Origin of the sequence: Acinetobacter sp. NyZ410 (assembly GCF_022828975.1) — a bacterium.
Taxonomy (GTDB): Bacteria; Pseudomonadota; Gammaproteobacteria; order Pseudomonadales; family Moraxellaceae; genus Acinetobacter; species Acinetobacter guillouiae.
In genome coordinates this window covers 3,662,591-3,683,882 of sequence record NZ_CP094620.1, presented here as the reverse complement: position 1 = coordinate 3,683,882, position 21,292 = coordinate 3,662,591, and the positions used below count along the sequence as shown (strand labels likewise).

The window sequence follows — 21,292 nt, the reverse complement described above, 5'->3', positions numbered from 1 at the left end:
CATAAAGAAAAATGCTATTTTTGCTGTTATTCATACCTAAAAAGTATGCTTTAAACGTGAATTAGCACGATAAAAATGAAAAGATCGATATTGAGGCGAAAAGATGATTGATATTCATAAGCTTAATGCGTTTGTGGCTGTGGTTGAGGAAAGTAATATTTCTCGGGCAGCGGTACGTCTGAATATGCAGCAACCGCCTTTAACACGAATTATCAAAAACTTAGAAGATGAATTAGACACAGATTTATTGAAGCGTTTACCGCGTGGCGTAGAAGCAACTGAAGCGGGTAAGGCCTTATACCAAGAGGCACTTACCATACTTGCGCATGCACAAGCTATTCCCAAACGTGTGCAAAATATTTCTAAAGGTTTGGAAGGGCAAATCAATATTGGTTTTACCAACTCAGTCGGCTTACATTCCTTTTTGCCTGCTTTACTGCGTAATTTTCGTGAAGTATTTTCAGCGGTGTCTATTCATTTGGAAGAAGATGGCAGTAGCTCATTGATTGATTCGATTATCAATGAAAAGAACGATATCGTTTTTTTGCGTAAGCCTGCGCCGATTGGTTTGGGACTCACCAGTTTGCATGTACTTGATGAGCCTTTAATTGTGGCACTACCCAATAATCACCCCTTAGCTGAACATCCAGATGCCATCCAATTACTTGATTTAGAGCCTTATGATTTTGTACTGTATCGCCGTTTAGCAGGACAAGACTTGTTTGATAATATTTTGGCCAGCTGTTATCAGGCTGGATTTAGTCCAAAGATTGTTCAAGAAGCCCCACGTTTAACGTCGAGTTTAAATTTGATTGCAGCAGGGATTGGTTTGTCGATTGTTCCAGAGGCCATTCGAGATTTTTGGAACAAGCAAATTATTTACAAAGCGCTTAAAGCGGATACGCCGTGTATTGCACCAATTTATGCAGTCTATAAGCAGGATGCAGAAAATATCCGTTTAAAACATATTTTAAATTTGCTCGTTTAATTTATAGGTTGACTTGCTAAAGCTCCAACTAAATAAGTGGATTTATATATTTTGAATGTTTGAGCTATTTTGGAATAATTTATGCTTTGAAACTCTATCTTTAAAACAAAATCAGTGAATCATTGCATTTTTGCTACACATAAAGTCTGAGCTCAAGATTACTATTATTGTTTTAAATTCAAACCTTAGAAATAGAATTGAGGATATCGCTTTGAAACTTGGATTTGTAAAAAGTGTTTTAGCATCTGCAATCATGTTGTCATCTGCACCAGTATGGGCTGAAACAACAGGGCAAATCACTCAAACCACTTCAGCTATTGTGAAAGATCAAAAAAAATCGGGGATTGATCATCAATATTTTGATCAAAATGTAAAAGGAAATGATGATTTTTATCAACATGTAAATGGAGGATGGTTGAAAAATACCGAAATTCCTGCAGATAAATCACGTTGGGGAACTTTTGATATTTTGCATGAAGAATCATTAAAACAATTGCATGATATTGTCGATGAGCTTTCAAAACAGCAATTGGTGGAAGGAAGTTCTGAGCAAAAAGTGGCAAGTCTATATGCCAATTTTATGGATGAAAAAAGTATTGAAGCATTGGGTATTCAGCCGATTCAAGCGGAAATTACCAATGTTGATGCATTGAAAAGTAAAAAAGATATTGCGCAATTGGCCGCACATTTTTCACGTATTGGTGTTACCAGCCCTTTTGATGTGGGTATTGACCAAGACATGAAAAACTCAACTGAAATGGTGGCAATGCTTGGGCAAAGTGGTTTAGGGTTACCTGATCGTGATTATTATTTAAAAAATGATGCCAAATTTAAGAAAATCCGTTCGCAATATCTAAAGTATATTGAAAAAACTTTAAGCCTAGCTGGAGACAAGCAAGCCGCCCAGCATGCGCAAGGGATTTTAAAATTAGAAACGCAAATCGCCAAGATACAATGGAGTAATGTTCAAAACCGTGATGTAACAAAACTCTATAATATTTATAAAACGCAAGACTTAGCTAAACTTAGTCCAAAAATTGATTGGCAAACTTATCTAGAAAAACAAGAGTTGTCCGATAAGATTAAAACCATACAAGTCATTCAACCAAGTTACTTCAAAGGGTTAAGCCCAATTGTTGACAATACCTCACTAGAGGTTTGGAAAGCTTATTTTAAATTTCATTTAGTTAGTGATTTTTCATCATTGCTTAGTCAAGCTTTCGTAGACAATAGCTTTGATTTTTATAGCAAACAGCTCAGAGAAATTAAGGAGCAGAAACCACGTTGGAAGCGTGGTGTGCAATTGGTTGAGGGAACTTTAGGTGAAAGTTTGGGTCAGATTTATGTGAAAAAGTATTTTTCTGCTGAGAAAAAACAACGCATGGAAGTCTTGGTGCAAAACTTAATGAAAGCTTATTCTCAAAGCATAGACAAACTGGATTGGATGAGCCCAACCACGAAAGTTCAGGCGCAGAAAAAGTTAGCAAGTTTTGCGGTGAAAATTGGCTATCCAAACAAATGGCGTGATTATTCAGCTTTAGAAATCAAAAATAATGACTTGATTGGTAATGTGATCCGTTCACGTGAATTTGAACATCAATATGCCTTGAATAAATTGGGCAAGCCTGTTGATCGTGATGAATGGGGCATGACACCGCAAACCATCAATGCGTATTACAATGCTTCATTAAATGAAATTGTCTTTCCAGCAGCAATTTTACAACCTCCATTCTTTGATATGGATGCCGATGATGCGGTGAACTATGGTGCGATTGGTGCAATTATCGGACATGAGATCAGTCATGGCTTTGATGACCAAGGCAGTCAGTTTGATGAATTGGGCAATATGAAAAATTGGTGGACGGCAGAAGACCATCGAAAATTTAAAGAAAAAACCAATACATTGGTTGCTCAATATAACGCTTATGAGCCAATCAAAGGTTATCATGTCAATGGTGAGTTAACTTTAGGTGAAAATATTGCTGATAATTCTGGATTGGCAATTGCTTATAAAGCTTATCAACTGTCTTTAAATGGCAAGGCTGCACCAGTGTTGGATAATTTAACAGGTGAACAACGCTTTTATATTGGTTGGGCACAAGCATGGCGTTCTAAAATTACTGATGCAATGCAAGTTGAATTCTTAAAAAGAGATCCGCATTCACCTGATAAAGTTCGTGGCAATGCCACCTTGCTAAATCAAGCACCATTTTATGATGCTTTTCATATCCAGCAGGGCGATAAAATGTATTTACCTGCCAATAAACGCGTGACCATTTGGTAATTATCTGAGCTAAAAGCCTGCCAAGCTGTATCAAGACTTGGCAGGCTTTTTTATATTTTTTTCACATGTTGTATAAATAAATGGTAGTGGAATAGATGTCTAGATAGAGCTTTTTAAGTTTTAACTTAATTGATTATCTCTAATCATTTTTTTTGTGATTTTCTTATCACTTTATTTCGATAAATAGTCAATAAATTCAATGTAATAAGTTTGTTGTTTTGAGCATTTTAAGATATTTTTATGCATAAATATAATTGAGAAATATCAGGTGAATTTAAAAACATTCTTATTGTTGGGTGGGGTAGGTTTTGTATTGCAGGGTTGTACAACCATGAATACATCAACATCAGACGCTTTTAAACAATATGCTTCTGCTCAAGAACTCATTGATAAGCACAATATTAATGAAAACAATAGTGCATCTAAAGAATATGTTTATGATTGGGGAGCAAAACAAAGCGATCAGCAGATGCAGTCTTTAACACCGAAAAGTTACTTAAGCCGTTATTGTAATGCCAAAGGTGGTCATTTTTCTCAAGTGCAAAAAAGCACAATGAGTTCTGTTAAGGATATTTGGGCAAAAAAATTATTAAATACTTATAGCAGTGTTAAACAGGGGATCGGTGCATACCAATGTACTGAAAGTAATGGTCAGCAATGGTATGTATCCATCGAACCTTTATCTGAACGTAAACTCGACCAAACTGGAACTCGAGTTGTAAATTTGCAAACCAAAGTTTTATCTTTGGATGAGCTTAATAAATTCTATAACAACAAAAGCAATATGGCGGCAGTTGCCCAAGAAAAGAAATCTAAAAATAGTCATTCAAAAAGCAGTGATACAAAAAACATTGATATAAAAACGAACAATTCAAAAAATGCTACTGTTAACAGCGTAGCAAAAACTTCCCCTGTTAAAGTCGTGGAAGAAAAAAAGCCAGTCGCCGCAGTTGCAGAGGAAGTGAAAGAAAAGCTTCAGCCTGAAAAAACAATAACGACACCGCAGTCACAACAGATGCAATTATATATTTCTGCGCGTAAAGAGTTAGGACGTGGACAAAATCAGATCAATGCCTGTAACAATGCTGAACGTGCTTATAATTATGGGCGCTTGCATGGAACAAGTGGAATTAATGTCTATGCTGAGTCAGGTGTATTGGTGGCAAGATGTTTAACCAATGTGCCAAGTTATAGTCAGCGTTTTTCTAATCCGCAAGATCGAGCTAAACGAATTTTGCAGAATTTGGCGGGTAATCAAAATCATGCAGTTGCCAAACATATGCTAAAGCAGATTAAATAATGGAATAGGGTGTTTCATCTCAATGGAGCGAAACACCCGAATAAATTAAAAGCGTTATTCATCATTCAATGAACATTCAAAACTACTCGGATTCTCTTTACAACGAACTTTTTTGAGGAAATTCATCATTTGTGGATCATAAATACCTGATTTAGTCAGTGCAATACGAGATTCACGCATCATTTTGATATAGTTCAGTTGTTCATTGGCAGGAATATTCATCCAATATTTTGCAGGAATTTCTTTTTCATATTTGGCTACAATGTTAAATGTTCTGCCCAATTGACTCGCGACCCAAGTTCGAGATTTTTGTCCAAAGCCTTGAGGGAATTTGTCTTTGCGAATAATAAAATTGGCCGAAATTTGAGTCAGTGGGAATTTTACGATGCCGCCTTTTTCTCCTAGGCCCTTATAGAGCTCAAAAGGTTTAAATGCAACAACAGGTGCAGGAAGGATATCAATTTCATGATTGTTAAATTTAGCGCCTGCACTGGTGACATCAACAGAAACAGCTTGTGCGCCCACTTGTTGAACCAATTTTGGTTGCGCTTCGTCATAACGGAACACCCCAATTTTTTTACCAGCAGCTTTTGCTAATGTGTTGATATTTTTGTCATTTACAAATAGATATGCTGGGCCAATTGTACCTAATCCTGCAATTTCATAAGGACCATTGACCATTTTCTCCGCTGCTCGGGGTAAAGATAATAATTTATAGGCTGAAATGGCTGTCTTCATATCCGTTAATGCACCGATCGCGTCTAAGGAGCCAATATATTTATTAAATTGGCGACCACGTAAACCACTGATAATTGCACCATCACATTTACCCACTTTTAAGTCTTCTGCGGCGAGCCTTTCGTCAGTAACGGCTCTTAAATCTATATCAGCACCCCAATTTTTTGCTTCAAGTGCATAATCTTTAGCTAGGGCATATGCATCACCTGCTTTACCAACCGGATCAAAAACACATACAACTTGCTTTGCAAAAGCAGGCATTGAAAGTGCGAATAAAGTAGTTATTGTGAGAGCTTGAACCATTTTCATATATATTTCCCTATAAACAGTTATGGCATATCTTATTAAAACGTATGTGCTATTGATGAACTAATGACCATGAGGATTGTTTTTTGTGTCAATAAACCCAACAAATGTAGGTTTTTTAGTATGGATTATCGATTGAGATTTGAGATATTGGTCTTTTAGATCTTTAATCAGTTTGAGCTAGATGATGGATTAAGAAAGTATTTTATTTTTGAAACTTGAGATGCTTTCTATTTTTAATACAACCTAAATATTGAATCCAGTTTAGCACAGCAAATGAGATTATTTTCAGTAGATGTTGTTTACAGAGTCATAACAGGCGAATAGGTAGCGCTTGTGATACAAAGGATTTAATTTCGAATTGGACTTTGTTTATGTCACGCCAAATTTTCTCCTCAATGCATTCTAAATTTTCCCATATGGGTCGTTCTGTATTTATGGCGACGGCATTAATGGGAACAGCACAGTTTGCTGTCGCAGGGCCAACCGTCGATCAACTCAGTGATTGTTTGGTAAAAGCAACCACGGCAACAGATAAAACTACAGTATTGCAGTGGACCTTTGCTGCGTTATCTACACACCCTGATCTAAAAGCATTGAGTAATGTTAGTGATGCGCAAAGAACGCAACTTGATCAAAAGTTTGCTCAGGTTTTACAACGGGTGATTGTAGAGCAGTGTTCCGCACAGACCAAAGCAGTGATTGCTGCTGAAGGTGTGCAAGCAGTAGGTGATAGTTTCCAAGAGCTAGGTCGTACGACAGGTGAAGATATTATTAAAAACCCTGAAGTGAAAAAACAGTTACAGGGTGTATTGCGATATGTTGACTTAAATAAATTGGTGATGACGTTTTTAACCCCAGATATTTGGAATAAGTTGGGTGTGATTCGTCCATAAATCACTTTACCTTTACGGAGCAAGACTTCTTCTCTGTTTAAAGGAGTGGGAATCTTCATGACTCAATTGAAGTCATTATAGAAATCTCAACGAAGGCTCCTCTTACTATTGAAAGGGTTTGGGGAGTGGAATGAATGCATCAAGAAAACTTGTTTAAAGTGACATTGTTAAAATTAGATTGAGTCTTGATCTGTAAAAAAATGATGATTGAGGGTATTTAAAAGATCGGTTTTTTTCAGTGATTGCATGTTATCTTGATGATTTGATTCAAAGAAAGCTTAGGTCAATTTAATGAATTTTGAAAAACTCTTTTTATATAAACAATGGTCAGATCAGCGTTTATTTAAAGCCATAGATCAAATTGATCAAGTGCAATATTTAGAAGATTATAATTTTGCCAAGCAACAATTCAATCACATGATCATTGTCGAAGAGTTATTTAGATCTCGGCTAGAAAACAAAAAAGCGTTGCACAGCCAAACCAATACAGAATTTTTACCCGCCTTAGATGAACTTAAACATCGAATTGCTGAATCACATTTATGGTTTATTGAATTTGTACAAAATATTCAATCGGATCAACTTGCAGAAATTATTCATTTTCAATTTATAGATAAAAAAACGGGTAGCCTATCAATAGAAGAGATCCTCTTTCATATCATCAATCATGGAACATACCATAGAGGCAATATCGCGCATGCTTTACATCATGCTGAGGTGCTTCATCCTGCTGATACATATACAGTCTTTATTCATCAGTACGAACCTGAACGGAGAGTGGGATAAATCATTATCATGATATATGTAAGATGTTGAATTAAAAACTTTAAGTGAATAGATAAATAAACATGGACAAGAAAGCAGTCAAAATTTTACTTAAAACCATTAAAAGCTCGCAGGATCAAAATTTAGAGCGCTGGTTTTATTGGGATACATATATGCAATTCATTACTGAAGATGAGTTTGAATATGCAAAAAGCCATTCCGTTATGTTTGAACAAGAAAAAATAAATCACAATGAAATCTGTCGAAGAATAAAAACAGCAGTTAATCAAATTGAAAAGCAATCTGTGGTGGATGCATTTATTTACAGTCTAAGTACAAGACGATTGGAGTATCGATCTTTTTTATCAAGTTACTGTATTGGTAAAAGTTTGATTGAACATGACTTTGTTTCCAGTCCAGAACCAAACTCAAATATATGTGCAGTTTGTGGGCTATATACGTATGAGTTTGAAAGACTCATTGAGTTTAATACACTCAATTTCTTTAAATACAAACATGGAAGCTGTACAGATAATTTGATTTCTGTTTTATTTGATTTGGAACAATTTCTTAAATTTCCTGTCGTTGAACCAAGCGATGAAGATTACAATATTCTCAATGAACTCAAAACGATAATAGAAACAGCTCAACCCAATGACAGAATAGTTCAACTTAAAAAAAGTATTTCTAAAGCACTCAAGTCCAATGACGATGAGCGTTTGGGGCTTTTAGAGATTTTTGGAGTGATTGGTATTTTGCATGATGATAAGCATTTTGGCTATGCAGATAAATATGTGACTTATCCAGAAAGGGTACATCGCCCAATTAGAAATGATGATGTGAACTATCCAACACGATGGTGGCAAGGCCAGTTTGGCGTTGATCGTGAGAAATGGGATTATTGGTTTAATAATAAATGATCAGTAGCGCTCCTCATCTCGTAAACGGAGGGAGAACATTCATTGTTGGATGAATAGCATGATTAAGATCATATGAAGCTCTTTCTCCATTCGGGAGAGGGTTGGGGTGAGGGAAACTTCTCGCAAAAAATGACATTGAAAAGAAATAATCTATTTGGATATCTGGGAGAGATTTTAAAAACTCAGGGTATATATTTTATGAACTATAAGATTGCTCTTGAATAGTATCATCTTGCCGACACATATACAGTCTTTATTCATCCGTATGAACCTGAGCGTAGAGCGCTTTGATAGTTTAAAAATAACAGATGATTTTTGTTTTCTGATATTAGAAATAAGATAGGTATTGTGAAATCAATCCTTGTCTAATTTGGTTAAAATTTAATTGTTAAAAATTAACCAATACGTATAATTAATTAAATGATACGTATGAGGTGAAATCTTATGCAAGCGAAATTGACCTTGTCTATAAATAAAAAAGTGATTGAACGGGCGAAACTTTATGCTCAGGAACATGAGCAGAGTGTTTCGAGTTTGGTTGAAGCTTATTTAGATCGTATTTCAGCACACACTGAAATTTCGAGTGATGTTCAAGCGCCTATTACTGGAAGTTTGACTGGGATGTTTGCCATTCAAGACCAAGGGCAAGATTATAAGGCATTGCTTTCTGAAGCTCGTATGGAAAAACATAAATGAGCGAGCGAATATTTATTGATTCTGATGTAATTTTGGATATGGCTTTAGCACGTCAGCCTTTTGTTGAGGCAAGTCAAACTGTTGTAGCATTGTGTGAGAAAGGGCATTTGACAGGGTGCATTTCTTCGAACAGTGTTGCCAATATTTATTATATTTTGCGTAAGTTGGGAGGTGATGAGAAAGCGCGTCTTTTTATTCAACAACTTTTAAAATTCTTGGTGATTATCCCTGTTGATCATGTTGGGATTTCTCAAGCGTTGGTGTCTAAGTTTTCTGATTTTGAAGATGCAATTCAATATTTTTCTGCGTTGAGTTTTGGTTGTAGCAAAATCGTGACGAGAAATATTCAGGACTATAAATTTGCTGAAATAAGTGTTGTTTTACCGAGTGCTTTTATCGGCTGAGGGTATTTTGCCAGATAAAAAAATGAGAAAAATAATAGATTTAAATGTATGCCAAATTTTAAAAACTCAACATATAAATCCTTTAAACAAAGAAAACCCGCTCTAAAACGGATTTTCTTTTAAAATAAAATCAGCTTAACCAATCAATATTTTTTAATGCTTTGGCTTAAAGCAAGGTTGGTTTAGTTTAATGAGCAGGCTTTACCCTGATACTCATAGCGATTTATCTCATAACTTTTACCATCCCAACGATATACCGCAAAACATAAACCTGGACCTCCATTTTCAATATCAGGCCAGCCATCTTTTCCTTTGGTTTTTAGAAAAGTAGGGATGCCCATGTTTTCAAAAATGAGTTTCCAATTTCCAGTTTTTTGCTGAGCAACGATATGGTAGCCGACACCTGTGTTGCCATAGCACATGCTGCTGTAGTCTGAAATAACAGCATCATTTAGCCCATCGTTATTTAAATCTCGATATACAGTAATTTCACCCGTTTCGCATTTTCCTTCCCAACCATGTTTGGTTTTTGCAAAACCTGCTGCTTTAAAAATCAAGCTGGCTTCTTTTGAAGGAACATTAACTTTCGTTTCTGCGAAAGTTGTAGTTGTGAAAAGGACAAGTGTTGAGAGAGTTAGGATAGATATTTTCATTTTGACCTTGAATTTTGAGCAGTAGATTAATGTTTTTAAAGTAATAACAGCAAAGATTTCTTTTGAAAGTGTAACTGTTTCTGGAAAATAAAAAAGTAATAGTGAAGATAAAATGACTCTTTACCTCTTACCTCGTTATGCTTATTAACTCGTAAAAAGTATGAGATTAATAACATGATTAAAATCAGATGACGCTCCCTCTCCCTCTGGGAGAGGGCTGGGGTGAGGGTGCTTTTCCATATAAAAAATTTTGAAATAAAACAATAGATTTGAATATAACCAAATTTTTAAAAAGCTAAACATACCAACGCTTTAAACAAAGAAAACCCGCTCTAAAGCGGGTTGTCTTTTAAAATTAAATCAGCTTAACCAATCAATTTCTTCATCAATTCATTGACTTGAGCAGGGTTGGCTTTACCACGAGAGGCTTTCATCACTTGACCAACTAGACCATTGAATGCTTTCTCTTTACCAGATTTATACTCTTCAACCATCTTCTCATTGGCAGCAAGCACTTCTTTGATGATTGCTTCAATGGCACCTGTATCAGTTTCCTGTTTCAAGCCTTTTTCAGCAATGATGTCATCTGCAGTTTTGCCTTCTTCCCACATAAAGCCAAACACTTGCTTAGCAATCTTACCGCTAATGGTATTGTCAACAATACGTGCGATCATCCCGCCCAGTTGTTCTGCTGAAACAGGAGAGTCTTGAAGTTCAAGGCTGGCTTTATTTAAAGCACCTGAGAATTCACCCATCACCCAGTTTGCAGCAACTTTACCTTGAGCCGCGCCGCCAGAAGCCGTAACAACCGCTTCATAGAAGTCAGCCAATTCACGAGATAGAGTCAGTACATGTGCATCATATTCAGTCACAGCAAAGTCAGCGATAAAACGCGCACGACGTGCTTTAGGTAACTCTGGAAGTGCAGCACGAGCAGCTTCAATTTGCTCATTTGCAATGATCACTGGAAGCAAGTCAGGGTCAGGGAAGTAACGGTAATCGTTGGCTTCTTCCTTAGAACGCATTGAACGTGTTTCCATTTTGTTCGGATCGAACAAACGGGTTTCTTGATCAATACGACCGCCATCTTCCAAGATGTCCATTTGACGTTGAATTTCAACATTGATGGCTTGTTCGATAAAACGGAATGAGTTGAGGTTTTTTAACTCACAACGGGTACCAAATGGTTGCCCCGGACGACGTAACGATACGTTACAGTCAGCACGGAATGAACCTTCAGCCATGTTACCGTCAGAAATACCTAACCAACGCACCAATGTATGAATCGATTTGATATAAGCAACGGCTTCTTCAACTGAACGCATATCAGGTTCAGACACGATTTCCAGTAAAGGGGTGCCAGCACGGTTTAAGTCGATGCCAGACATGCCTTCGAATTGATCGTGAATCGATTTACCTGCATCTTCTTCCAAATGCGCACGAGTCACGCCTATACGCTTCACTGTGCCATCTTCAAGCTGGATGTCGATATGGCCTAGCCCGACGATAGGATTGTCCATCTGGCTGATCTGGTAGCCTTTTGGCGAGTCTGGGTAAAAGTAGTTCTTACGCGCAAACACAGAGGCTTGGTCGATATAGGCATCAATCCCCAAACCAAAACGAATTGCAAGATCAACCACTTCTTGGTTTAGCACAGGAAGTACACCCGGCATTGCCAAGTCAACAAGGCTGGCTTGAGTATTTGGGTCTTGACCAAATTCAGTTGATGAACCTGAAAAGATTTTAGACTGAGTTGCAAGCTGTGTGTGAATCTCAATACCAATAACGACTTCCCAACCGTCAATCAGCTTTGATACGGATGGTGCTAACTTTTGAGCTTCAGTCATTATGCATTCTCCTCAGCAATTGCCGCACGTTTAGTATGCCAATCTGTATTTTGTTGATATTGATGCACAATTGAAAGCAATTGTGATTCTGACCAATAGTTACCAATTAACTGTAAACCTACTGGGAGATTATTCGTATCAAAACCAACAGGTGCGTTAATGGCTGGTAAGCCTGCCAAGTTCACCGCAAGTGTATAGATATCGCCTAAATACATTTCGGTTGGACTCAAGTTCGCACCGATTTTGTATGCTGTCGTTGGTGCAGATGGTGCTGCAATGACATCGACATTCTCAAAAGCTTTTAAGAAATCTTGTTGGATTAAACGACGAACTTTTTGTGCTTTCACGTAGTAAGCATCGTAATAACCAGCAGAAAGCGCATAAGTTCCAATCAAGATACGACGTTGTACTTCTGCACCAAACGCTTCTGAACGAGAGCGTTTATAGAGATCTAAAATATCCGTTGGGTTTTCACAACGGTAGCCATAGCGAACACCGTCATAACGTGACAAGTTAGAAGACGCTTCCGCAGGCGCGATCAAATAATAAGTTGGTACATAGGCTTCAGTCATGTTGAGGTCAATCTCAACCAATATCGCGCCCATGTCTTGTAATTTTTTCAAAGATTCTTCAACACGTGCCTTAACTTCTGCATCGAGACCTTGAACATTGAAGTATTGTTTTGGAATACCAATACGTAAACCTTTCACTGCTGTTGCATTTAAGTTTGCAACATAGTCATCTACTTCTTTGTTGATTGACGTTGAATCTTTGAGATCATGTCCAGCAATGGTGTTCATCAAAAAAGCACAGTCTTCAGCAGAACGTGCCATTGGTCCACCTTGATCCAGTGATGATGCAAATGCAATCATCCCGAAACGAGAGACACGGCCATAGGTCGGTTTAAGACCGGTTAAGCCACAGAAAGAAGCAGGCTGGCGAATTGAACCACCTGTGTCGGTACCTGTTGCAAGCGGGGCAAGATCAGCTGCAACAACAGCCGCAGAACCACCAGAAGAGCCACCAGGAACATGTTCTAAGTTCCATGGGTTTTTAGTCGCGCCGTAGAATGAGCTCTCAGAGGTTGAACCCATTGCGAATTCATCCATGTTCACTTTACCTAAAGTCACTAGGCCAGCTGCTTTGGCTTTCGCCACCACAGTTGCATCATAAGGTGAAATGAAGTTGTCCAGCATTTTTGAACCCGCAGTGGTTTTAATCCCTTGGGTACAGAAAATATCTTTATGCGCCAGTGGAACACCAGTCAATATGCCAGCAGTTCCAGATTTTAGTAAGTTGTCAGCAGCATCAGCTTGAGCCAATGCTTGTTCGGGAGTGACCGTTACATACGATTTGACACGATCATCAATTTTCGCAATACGGTCCAAATAATGCTGAGTCAATTCACGAGATGAAAATTGGGCAGATTTTAAGCCTTCTGTCATTTCACGAATCGATAAACGGTGTAAATCAGTCATGAGTACAATTCTTTACGATTAATTTTTTAAAATAAGTTCATTTGATCAAATATTATTCAATCACTCTCGGAACGAGGTACAAACCATCCTGAGTTGCAGGAGCAATGGCTTGATATTCTTCACGATGGTTCGCTTCAGTCACGACATCTGGACGAAGTGGTTGCGGATTATCAAATGGGCTCTTAAGTGGCTCAACACCATCGGTATTGATCGCTTTTAAGGTCTCCATCATCCCTAAGATTTTATTTAAACTTTGAGCATATTCAGCAGATTGCGTATCATTCAGCGACAATCGAGCAAGATTGGCGATTTGTGATACAGTTTGTGCATTTAATTCTGCAGAATGCTGAACATCTGAACTTGACATGATGTCTCACCTAATCAGTTTTAAAAAAATTCAAAATATCGTGCGTTATAATAAGCGATTGACTTGTTCAAATCATCACATTTAGTTAAAGTTGCCATCTTGCGTCCATATAAAGTTTAAACTGAGAACGACCCGTGATTCTAAAACGACTAATTGGCTTGTTTTCGCCAGATCTCGCCATTGATTTAGGTACTGCAAATACACTTATTTATGCACCAGGAAGGGGCATTATATTAAACGAACCGACAGTTGTGGCGATTCGTCACAGTGGTTCGCAGAAAATTGTTGCAGCTGTGGGTTTAGATGCTAAGCAAATGCTTGGTCGTACCCCAGCCAATATTTCTGCAATCCGTCCGATGAAAGATGGTGTTATTGCAGATTTCGAAGTTACTGAAACCATGTTAAATCAATTTATTGGTAAAGTGCATGAAAAACGTTTATTTCCACCTGCACCTCGTGTAGTGGTATGCGTACCATGTAAATCAACATTGGTAGAACGCCGTGCGATTCGTGAAGCTGTGTTTAACGCAGGTGCACGTGATGTACGTTTGATTGAAGAGCCTATGGCTGCTGCGATTGGGGCGGGTATGCCTGTTGAGCAAGCATGTGGTTCTATGGTCGTAGATGTGGGTGGTGGTACAACTGAAATTGCCATCATTTCCTTACAAGGTTGTGTGTACGCAGATTCTTTACGTATTGGCGGTGATGTTTTTGATGAACAAATTATTAACTATGTACGTAAAGCACATGGTTGTGTAATTGGTGAAACAACAGCTGAAACTATCAAAAAAGAAGTGGGTATGGCTGTTGCTGACAGCACAACTTTAGAAATTGAAGTTCGTGGTCGTAACCTTGCTGAAGGTGTACCGCGTGCTATTACGGTAACTTCAGATGAAATTACCCAAGCGATTTCTGATCCATTACAAAGTATTGTTTCTGCTGTGAAATCAGCACTTGAGCAAACTCCACCTGAGTTATCTTCTGATATCGCAGAGCGTGGTATTGTGTTGACAGGTGGTGGTGCATTACTGCGTAACCTAGATAAGTTGCTTGCCCAAGAAACAGGTTTACCTGTTGTTGTAGCAGAAGATCCTTTAACTTGTGTAACGCGTGGTGGCGGTAAAGTCTTAGAATTCTTTGACAATCCAAACCATGATATGCTTTTTGTAGGCTAAACTATACTCGATTAAGTTTAAGGATGAGGCGGTGCAACCGAATCTCTTTTCAAGACAACCGCCATCTTTTCGCTCGTTCATCATTGCGGTCATCACTTGTTTGGTAGTGCTGTTTTTTAACTGGCGCATGCCACAAGTGATTCAACCTGCAAGAGATGTCTTGTATGCGGCATATAATCCAATTTATGCCTTAGCAAGCTATCCTGTATTGTCGAAAGAATGGCTAAATCAACAAACTAAATCTGAGGCTCAGTTACGTCGTGAAAATACCGCGATGCAAGCTGAATTGCTTCAGGCTCAAGTACGTCTGCAAAAACTCTCTGAACTTTCTGCTGAAAATACCCGTTTACGTGGTTTACTCGATACGCCATTGATTATCGATGGGCGTATGGAAATTGCAGAAGTGATTGGAACCGATGCTGACCCATTGCGCCATATCATTATCATTAACCGTGGTGAAGCCAATCATTTAAAAGTCGGGCAAACCGTTTTAGATGATAAAGGTATCATGGGGCAAATCATCAACGTCTATCCACATAGTAGTCGTGTTATGTTGCTTTCCGATAAAGAGCATTCTTTATCTGTACGTTTAGAAAGCTCAGGTATGCGTGCCATCGTGACGGGTACTGGTGATTTAGGACATTTGAAAATGGAATATGTTCCAACAAGTGCCAATATCAAAGTGGGTGATAAAGTTTATAGTTCAGGTTTGGGGCAACATTTCCCAGCAGGCTATTTGGTTGGTTCTGTATCTAAAGTCATGCGTCATAACACGGGTGAGTTTGCGCAAATTGATGTGGTTCCCGCTGCACAATTAGCAGGTGGTCATCATGTTGTGGTACTTTTCTCTGATTCTTTAGCGATGGAGCAGCCAAATGTTGATCGCTAAGAAATTACCTTCTGAAAAGCAACGTAAAGATCCATTATGGATTATTGTTGTCTCAATTATTATTGGTTCAATTTTAGTGGTTTATCCGATGTCCTATGCATTAGCAGGATGGCGGCCACTGTATATGTTTTTAATCATGCTATTTTGGGTGCTGTGTCAGCCTACATGGTGTGGAATTTGGTTTGCATTTACCATGGGGCTATTTACTGACTTATTGTTAGATGCACCTTTGGGGATGAATGCATTGAGCTATGTGTTGATTGCATTTTTAACTCGCTATTTTATTCGAGAAAGACGTGTACTGACATTTAGTAATCTTTGGATTATTAGTATGTTTGCAATTCTTGCGCATTTGGTCTTTACCTTTATGGCACAAGTGATGGCAGGTACGCATTTTTCGATTACCCGTCATTGGCAAACATTGGTTTCAAGTATTTTTTGCTGGCCAGTTCTTTATTATTTATTAAGAAGATGGCGCATTTAATTCTGGCCTCAGGCTCACCAAGGCGTAAAGAGCTGCTTTTACAAGTGGGCTTGGATTTTAGCATCCACAGCCCAGATATTGATGAATCTGTCTTGGAACATGAACAGATTGAGCAGTATGTACAACGTTTGGCTGAAAGCAAAGCCAAAGTGGTATTGACTTTGCATCCACAAAGCACTGTTATTGCAGCAGATACAAGCTTGGTTTTTGCCAATCAAATTATTGGGAAACCAACATCTAAGCAGCATGCTTTTGAAATATGGACATTATTGTCAGGTCAAAAACATGAAGTGTTGACAGGTGTTTGTGTTGCAAATGCACATCAATTATTGAGTGTCGTGGTTCGCACGGAAGTTGAGTTCCAACAATTCAGTCTGAATGATATGGAAGAATATTGGGCTACAGGTGAACCTTTGGGGAAAGCTGGCGCATATGCAATTCAAGGCATTGCGGCAAAGTATGTGACAGGTATAAAGGGTAGTTATAGCAATGTGGTTGGGCTACCGTTGCATGAAACGATACAGTTACTTGATCGTATAGATCAGCGCAGTTGAGGCACTAAATTAACTGCTGAAAAGAATTTTTATAATGTTTTGAGTTTAGTTATGTCTGACGAGTTATTGATTAACGTCACACCTATGGAATGTCGTGTGGCGCTAATTCAAAATGGTACGGTCAACGAACTGTTTGTTGAACGAACTGTTAAACGCGGGTTAGTCGGGAATATTTATAAAGGAAAAGTTGTCCGTGTACTTCCAGGGATGCAAGCAGCCTTTGTCGATATCGGGTTATCTCGTACTGCATTCTTACACATCAATGATATGATTTGGCCGCGTAATCAACCTACACCAAATGTCTTTGAGTTATTACAACCTGGTCAAATTCTGACGGTTCAAGTGATGAAAGACATGTTGGGCACTAAAGGTGCGCGACTCAGTACCGATCTTTCTATCCCATCTCGTTATCTTGTCTTGATGCCATATGGCAGTCATATTGGTGTATCGCAACGAATTGAGTCTGAAGAAGAACGAGACCGTTTACGCTCGATGATTGAAAGAATTCAAAGCGAGCATAAGTTGCCGGGTTCAGTGATTGTACGTACAGCCGCTGAAGGAATTGAAGAGGCTTCAATTGCTCAAGATATGGCATATTTAGCCAAGCTTTGGGAATTTATTCAGAAAAAACAAAAAATTATTGCAGTTCCTTCGTTGATTTTTGAAGAGCTTCCTTTACCACAACGTGTTATTCGTGATTTAGCCAATGATGATACGGCAACGATTTATGTCGATTCACGAGAAATACATGCCAAGTTGCAAGAGTTCGTTTGTGAATTTGTACCGAGTATGGAAAGCCGCTTGCAGCATTATCCTGGTGAGCGTCCACTTTTTGATTTGTACAATGTCGAAGAAGATATCCAAAAAGCATTACAAACCCGTGTAGCTTTGAAGTCAGGTGGCTATCTGATGATCGACCAGACTGAAGCGATGACCACAATTGATGTCAATACAGGTTCGTATGTTGGTGGGCGCACGCTAGAAGACACTGTGTTTAAAACCAATATGGAAGCGACACAGGTGATCGCGCGCCAATTACGCTTACGTAATTTGGGTGGCATTATCATTATTGACTTCATTGATATGCAGGAAGCTGTACATCGTGAAGAGGTCATGAACCAGTTTGATAAAATGCTGGAACGTGACCATGCAAAAACCAAGATTACCCAAGTCTCTGAACTTGGCTTAGTTGAAATGACACGTAAACGTACCCGTGAATCATTAGAGCATTTGTTGTGTGAATCATGTCCGACCTGTCAAGGGCGCGGATTTGTGAAAACAGCAGAGACAGTATGTTACGAAATTTTTCGAGAAATCTTAAGATATACCCGTGCTTATGAGTCTAAGAGTGGCTTTACTGTTATCGGTCATCCATCGGTGATTGATCGCCTATTAACTGCGGAAGCCCCAGCTGTCGCGGATTTAGAGCATTTTATTAATCGCGTGATTAAATTCCAAGTCGAAAATTTATACACGCAAGAGCAATACGATATCATTTTGAGTTGAAATTGTAACAGGATGTCGTTAAACAGTTGTTACATCTGAAATTTTACTTTTTCAACTGATTTCACAATACTAGATTACAAAGGTAGCCAAAGACTTTCTCCCTTTCACAGTCTTAGCAAGTGAGGTCATAAAATGAGTGTAAGTGAACAATTAATCAGTCGTAGTATTAAGCATGTGTTGGAAAGCCAACCTAAAAACACATGTGTTATGTTAGATGACAATGGTCAAGAAGTGAAAATCACCAAAGACATGGTGGTTAATGTCTGTCATCAACTGTTAAATAAGTGTCGTAATGTTAAAGATTAAGGGGCATATATTAGCCCCTTAATTTTTGAATCAATTTATGTTTTTATCTCTCAATCAACACTAAAATCAATTATAAAATCCTATACTAACTTTCGTGCTGCAACAGATTCCTTCGCTACATCTTGAGTATCCGTTTTTGCCTTGGCTTGAGCGTTTGGCTTTTTATCGGCGAGTTCTAGTGCATTTTTCTCTGCAATAATTTGCTCAAACTTTTGGATTTCATTTTCCAAATGCGTGAGAAGATTCTGCAATTTAGGTAGAGATTTACGGCAACCGGTTAAACCGACTTCTAATTTATCTAAATAACTGGTCATGGTGATATTTAGTGCCTGACCATCCAAAACAATAGAAACAGGGTAGAGAGCATCTAATTTAGCGCCATTCCAATACAAAGGTTCACGTGGTCCAGGTACATTGGAAATGATTACGTTAAACGCCTGACGTTTTGGCATGAGTCCTGATGCAATATTCACACCTGCTGCACCAAAAACGAAAGCACTATAATTTAAGATTTGATCAGAACTCATACGTTTAAAACGATTTTTTGCATTTTGTACACTGCGTTTAATGATGTCTAAACGCTCTAAAGGACTTTCTTTATGTGTACCTAAATTTGCCAAAATCATGGTGATACGATTACTCATATCTGAGTCATCATCACGTAATGAGGCAGGAACCATCGCAATCAGCGGTTTTTTCGGTAAAGCTTCTTGTGTGATTAAATAATCACGTAATGCACCTGCACACACCGCAAGTACCACATCATTAATCGTAACACCAAGGGCTTTGGAAATATCTCTAAAACGATCAAGTTCAAAAGACTGAGCAGCGAAACGACGTGATGAACTTACCCGTTGGTTAAATAAACTGCTTGGTGCTTGGAAGCTTGAAACATAATCGGGGTTTTTCCCCATTTCTTTAAATACTGTTTGGAACAGCTCTTGAGTCACTTTAGGTGCTGCTTCAACTTGCCCTTTTAAAGCAGAGAATATTTTTTTAGCTTTATCCAGTTTAGTTTCTTTTAAACGTTTTGCCCGTTTACCTTCGACACACCAAGGCGGAATAATGGTTTTGGAGTCAGCATCTTTTGAAAATGATTTTTCCACCAGACGCATACCAGCCACACCATCAATCATGGCATGGTGGATTTTAAAATACATGGCAAAGCGATTGCCTTCAATCCCTTCAATAATATGACAAGTCCAAAGCGGCTTTGCACGATCAATCAACGAACTGTGTTCCTGTGAAATATAAACCAATAATTCACGGATACGTCCCGGATGAGGTAATGCGATATGACGGAAATGATGGTCGATATCAAACTCTTCATCTTCATCCCAAAACATGCCGCTTAAGCGGTTATTAAAGGGTGGAACTGGAATGGATTTTGAATTACGAATATCTGCAACAAGATCTTGAATGAAGGTAGAAGGCGCATGTTCTGGTATTTCAAATAAGAATAACCCACCAACATGCATGGGTTGTTGACGTTTTTCTAAATTTAAAAAAATAAAATCAATAGGGTGTAATGGGCGCATAGTCTTGGATTGCCTCACTGCAATTTCTACAACAACTCTTTTATGAGCTGGTGAATTGTTAGAATTATAGAACCGTGTAACTTGGGTCTGTTGATCATTCGTCCATGTTTACAACGATGTGATGTTGGAAAACATCAGTTACATCGTTACTTTTTGTGTTGCCAACAATGCAGCGCTTTGTTGGCATTCTGGGTATAGCTAAAATTTCTCAGTTTGAGTGATGAAACCTGAAAATAGTCTCACTATTTTTTCATGCCTTTGCCTACTCAACTTTAGCCTATAACACAAGCTATAGATGAAATATCAACAAACCTTAGTATAAAACTTTTCTAAGCGTAAAATCCAAGCATTTCGATGAACGTTAAGTTAATAAAAATTCATGAGTTTTAATGAGTTTTCCTGATATTACTTTTTTAAATTGCCTGCGTGTAAGCCACATTCTTTATGTGTTGCTTCTTCCCACCACCATCGACCTTCGCGTTCATGTTGATTTGGCAATACTGGACGGGTACATGGTTCGCAGCCAATTGAGATAAAGCCTTTTTCATGTAATGGATTATAAGGAATCTCCATCATACGGATATAGTTCCATACATCCGCACTTGACCAATTGGCCAATGGGTTATATTTAATCAATTGTTTGCCTTCACCAGAAAAACCACTATCCGCTTGAATGACTGGAATTTCCGTACGTGTGCCCGGACTTTGATCTTTGCGTTGTCCAGTAATCCAACCATCTAAAGTGGCTAATTTTTTACGTAGTGGCTGAACTTTTCGGATACCACAGCATTCTTTATGGTCATCTTGATAGAAGCTAAATAAACCTTTTTCATTGACCAACTGTTGAACGGCATCGGCTTCTGGAAAGCAAATCTCAATTTTAATCCCATAGTGCTTACGTACGGTTTCAAGAAATTGATAGGTTTCAGGGTGTAAACGACCTGTATCTAAACTAAAAACACGAAATGGTTTACCTAAATTGTGTGCCATATCGATAAGAACAACATCTTCTGCGCCAGAAAATGAAATTGCAATTTCACCTTGCTGAGAAAGCGCAAGTTCTAAAATTTCAGAAGGTGATTTGTCGGCATACTCAGTCGCAAGTGCGTCCACAAGATCTATGGTTGGAATGGCGGTCATATCTGCTCCTGGCAGTTAGCTTGAAGCTACAATTTTCGTAAACATGTTCAAAAGATAT

Annotated in this window: 21 protein-coding genes; 14 read left to right on the top strand and 7 right to left on the bottom strand. The window is 38.3% G+C overall.

Translation table 11 applies throughout. The features are described from left to right. Positions 1-103: 103 nt before the first annotated feature. The 3 genes from MTO68_RS17535 to MTO68_RS17525 all read left to right on the top strand — a co-directional run bounded on the left by MTO68_RS17535 (position 104) and on the right by MTO68_RS17525 (position 4,572). On the top strand, positions 104-988 hold the full coding sequence (locus tag MTO68_RS17535; RefSeq protein WP_004717443.1) for a LysR family transcriptional regulator: 885 nt from the start codon (positions 104-106) through the stop codon (positions 986-988). Between the two features lie 211 nt (positions 989-1,199). Beyond that, positions 1,200-3,272, top strand: a complete 2,073-nt coding sequence (locus tag MTO68_RS17530) for a M13 family metallopeptidase (RefSeq protein WP_034610740.1) — start codon at positions 1,200-1,202, stop codon at positions 3,270-3,272. A 268-nt stretch (positions 3,273-3,540) separates the two neighbouring features. Then, positions 3,541-4,572, top strand: a complete 1,032-nt coding sequence (locus MTO68_RS17525) for a hypothetical protein (RefSeq protein ID WP_244013628.1) — start codon at positions 3,541-3,543, stop codon at positions 4,570-4,572. A gap of 54 nt (positions 4,573-4,626) precedes the next feature. On the opposite strand, the gene MTO68_RS17520 is transcribed toward MTO68_RS17525, so the two are convergent. Further along, positions 4,627-5,619: a putative solute-binding protein gene (locus MTO68_RS17520; protein WP_056518048.1), complete on the bottom strand. Its 993-nt coding sequence runs from the start codon at positions 5,617-5,619 to the stop codon at positions 4,627-4,629. Between the two features lie 371 nt (positions 5,620-5,990). Here MTO68_RS17520 and MTO68_RS17515 point away from each other — a divergent pair, with 371 nt between their 5' ends. The 5 genes from MTO68_RS17515 to MTO68_RS17495 all read left to right on the top strand — a co-directional run bounded on the left by MTO68_RS17515 (position 5,991) and on the right by MTO68_RS17495 (position 9,297). After that, positions 5,991-6,512 carry a hypothetical protein gene (locus MTO68_RS17515; protein ID WP_105713556.1) on the top strand — a complete coding sequence of 174 codons (522 nt, stop codon included), beginning with the start codon at positions 5,991-5,993 and terminating at the stop codon, positions 6,510-6,512. A gap of 291 nt (positions 6,513-6,803) precedes the next feature. Continuing rightward, entirely contained in the window at positions 6,804-7,298 is a 495-nt protein-coding gene (locus MTO68_RS17510) for a DinB family protein (protein WP_244013626.1), read from the top strand. Positions 7,299-7,360: 62 nt separating this feature from the next. Beyond that, on the top strand, positions 7,361-8,197 hold the full coding sequence (locus MTO68_RS17505) for a hypothetical protein (protein WP_244013625.1): 837 nt from the start codon (positions 7,361-7,363) through the stop codon (positions 8,195-8,197). Between the two features lie 444 nt (positions 8,198-8,641). Then, complete coding sequence (locus MTO68_RS17500; RefSeq protein ID WP_034610758.1) at positions 8,642-8,893, top strand: DUF6364 family protein; 252 nt, start codon at positions 8,642-8,644, stop codon at positions 8,891-8,893. Further along, positions 8,890-9,297, top strand: coding sequence for a PIN domain-containing protein (locus MTO68_RS17495; protein WP_244013623.1), 408 nt, complete (start codon positions 8,890-8,892; stop codon positions 9,295-9,297). The genes MTO68_RS17500 and MTO68_RS17495 overlap by 4 nt, the downstream gene beginning before the upstream one ends. A gap of 182 nt (positions 9,298-9,479) precedes the next feature. Here the strand turns inward: MTO68_RS17495 and MTO68_RS17490 are convergent, their stop codons facing one another. From MTO68_RS17490 to gatC, 4 genes are all read right to left on the bottom strand, one after another. Next, positions 9,480-9,950 carry a hypothetical protein gene (locus MTO68_RS17490; RefSeq protein WP_244013621.1) on the bottom strand — a complete coding sequence of 157 codons (471 nt, stop codon included), beginning with the start codon at positions 9,948-9,950 and terminating at the stop codon, positions 9,480-9,482. 365 nt (positions 9,951-10,315) lie between these two features. Further along, positions 10,316-11,797 carry an Asp-tRNA(Asn)/Glu-tRNA(Gln) amidotransferase subunit GatB gene (gatB, locus tag MTO68_RS17485; RefSeq protein WP_004717427.1) on the bottom strand — a complete coding sequence of 494 codons (1,482 nt, stop codon included), beginning with the start codon at positions 11,795-11,797 and terminating at the stop codon, positions 10,316-10,318. Continuing rightward, a complete protein-coding gene (gene gatA, locus MTO68_RS17480) occupies positions 11,797-13,275 on the bottom strand; it encodes an Asp-tRNA(Asn)/Glu-tRNA(Gln) amidotransferase subunit GatA (protein WP_034610768.1) in 1,479 nt (492 codons plus the stop codon). Before gatA ends, gatB begins: the two co-directional genes overlap by 1 nt. 52 nt (positions 13,276-13,327) lie before the next feature. After that, complete coding sequence (gatC, locus tag MTO68_RS17475; RefSeq protein WP_004717422.1) at positions 13,328-13,642, bottom strand: Asp-tRNA(Asn)/Glu-tRNA(Gln) amidotransferase subunit GatC; 315 nt, start codon at positions 13,640-13,642, stop codon at positions 13,328-13,330. Between the two features lie 134 nt (positions 13,643-13,776). On the opposite strand from gatC, the gene MTO68_RS17470 reads away from it, so the two are divergent. The 6 genes from MTO68_RS17470 to MTO68_RS17445 all read left to right on the top strand — a co-directional run bounded on the left by MTO68_RS17470 (position 13,777) and on the right by MTO68_RS17445 (position 18,556). Beyond that, positions 13,777-14,817 (top strand): rod shape-determining protein, encoded by a 1,041-nt coding sequence (locus MTO68_RS17470; RefSeq protein ID WP_279578596.1) that lies wholly within the window; start codon positions 13,777-13,779, stop codon positions 14,815-14,817. A gap of 31 nt (positions 14,818-14,848) precedes the next feature. Next, entirely contained in the window at positions 14,849-15,706 is an 858-nt protein-coding gene (gene mreC / locus MTO68_RS17465; RefSeq protein ID WP_004717416.1) for a rod shape-determining protein MreC, read from the top strand. Continuing rightward, a complete protein-coding gene (gene mreD / locus MTO68_RS17460; protein ID WP_004717415.1) occupies positions 15,693-16,190 on the top strand; it encodes a rod shape-determining protein MreD in 498 nt (165 codons plus the stop codon). The genes mreC and mreD overlap by 14 nt, the downstream gene beginning before the upstream one ends. Further along, the gene (locus tag MTO68_RS17455; protein WP_244013619.1) at positions 16,178-16,744 is read left to right on the top strand and encodes a Maf family nucleotide pyrophosphatase; all 567 of its coding nucleotides are present in this window, start codon (positions 16,178-16,180) and stop codon (positions 16,742-16,744) included. Before mreD ends, MTO68_RS17455 begins: the two co-directional genes overlap by 13 nt. 51 nt (positions 16,745-16,795) lie before the next feature. Next, positions 16,796-18,250, top strand: a complete 1,455-nt coding sequence (gene rng, locus MTO68_RS17450; RefSeq protein WP_004717413.1) for a ribonuclease G — start codon at positions 16,796-16,798, stop codon at positions 18,248-18,250. A gap of 132 nt (positions 18,251-18,382) precedes the next feature. Continuing rightward, positions 18,383-18,556, top strand: a complete 174-nt coding sequence (locus tag MTO68_RS17445) for a PA1571 family protein (protein ID WP_004717412.1) — start codon at positions 18,383-18,385, stop codon at positions 18,554-18,556. An 80-nt stretch (positions 18,557-18,636) separates the two neighbouring features. Here the strand turns inward: MTO68_RS17445 and MTO68_RS17440 are convergent, their stop codons facing one another. Both MTO68_RS17440 and MTO68_RS17435 read right to left on the bottom strand, forming a co-directional pair. Then, on the bottom strand, positions 18,637-20,094 hold the full coding sequence (locus MTO68_RS17440) for a wax ester/triacylglycerol synthase family O-acyltransferase (protein ID WP_209827326.1): 1,458 nt from the start codon (positions 20,092-20,094) through the stop codon (positions 18,637-18,639). A gap of 405 nt (positions 20,095-20,499) precedes the next feature. Beyond that, positions 20,500-21,234 (bottom strand): phosphoadenylyl-sulfate reductase, encoded by a 735-nt coding sequence (locus MTO68_RS17435; protein WP_004717410.1) that lies wholly within the window; start codon positions 21,232-21,234, stop codon positions 20,500-20,502. Between the last annotated feature and the right edge of the window lie 58 nt (positions 21,235-21,292).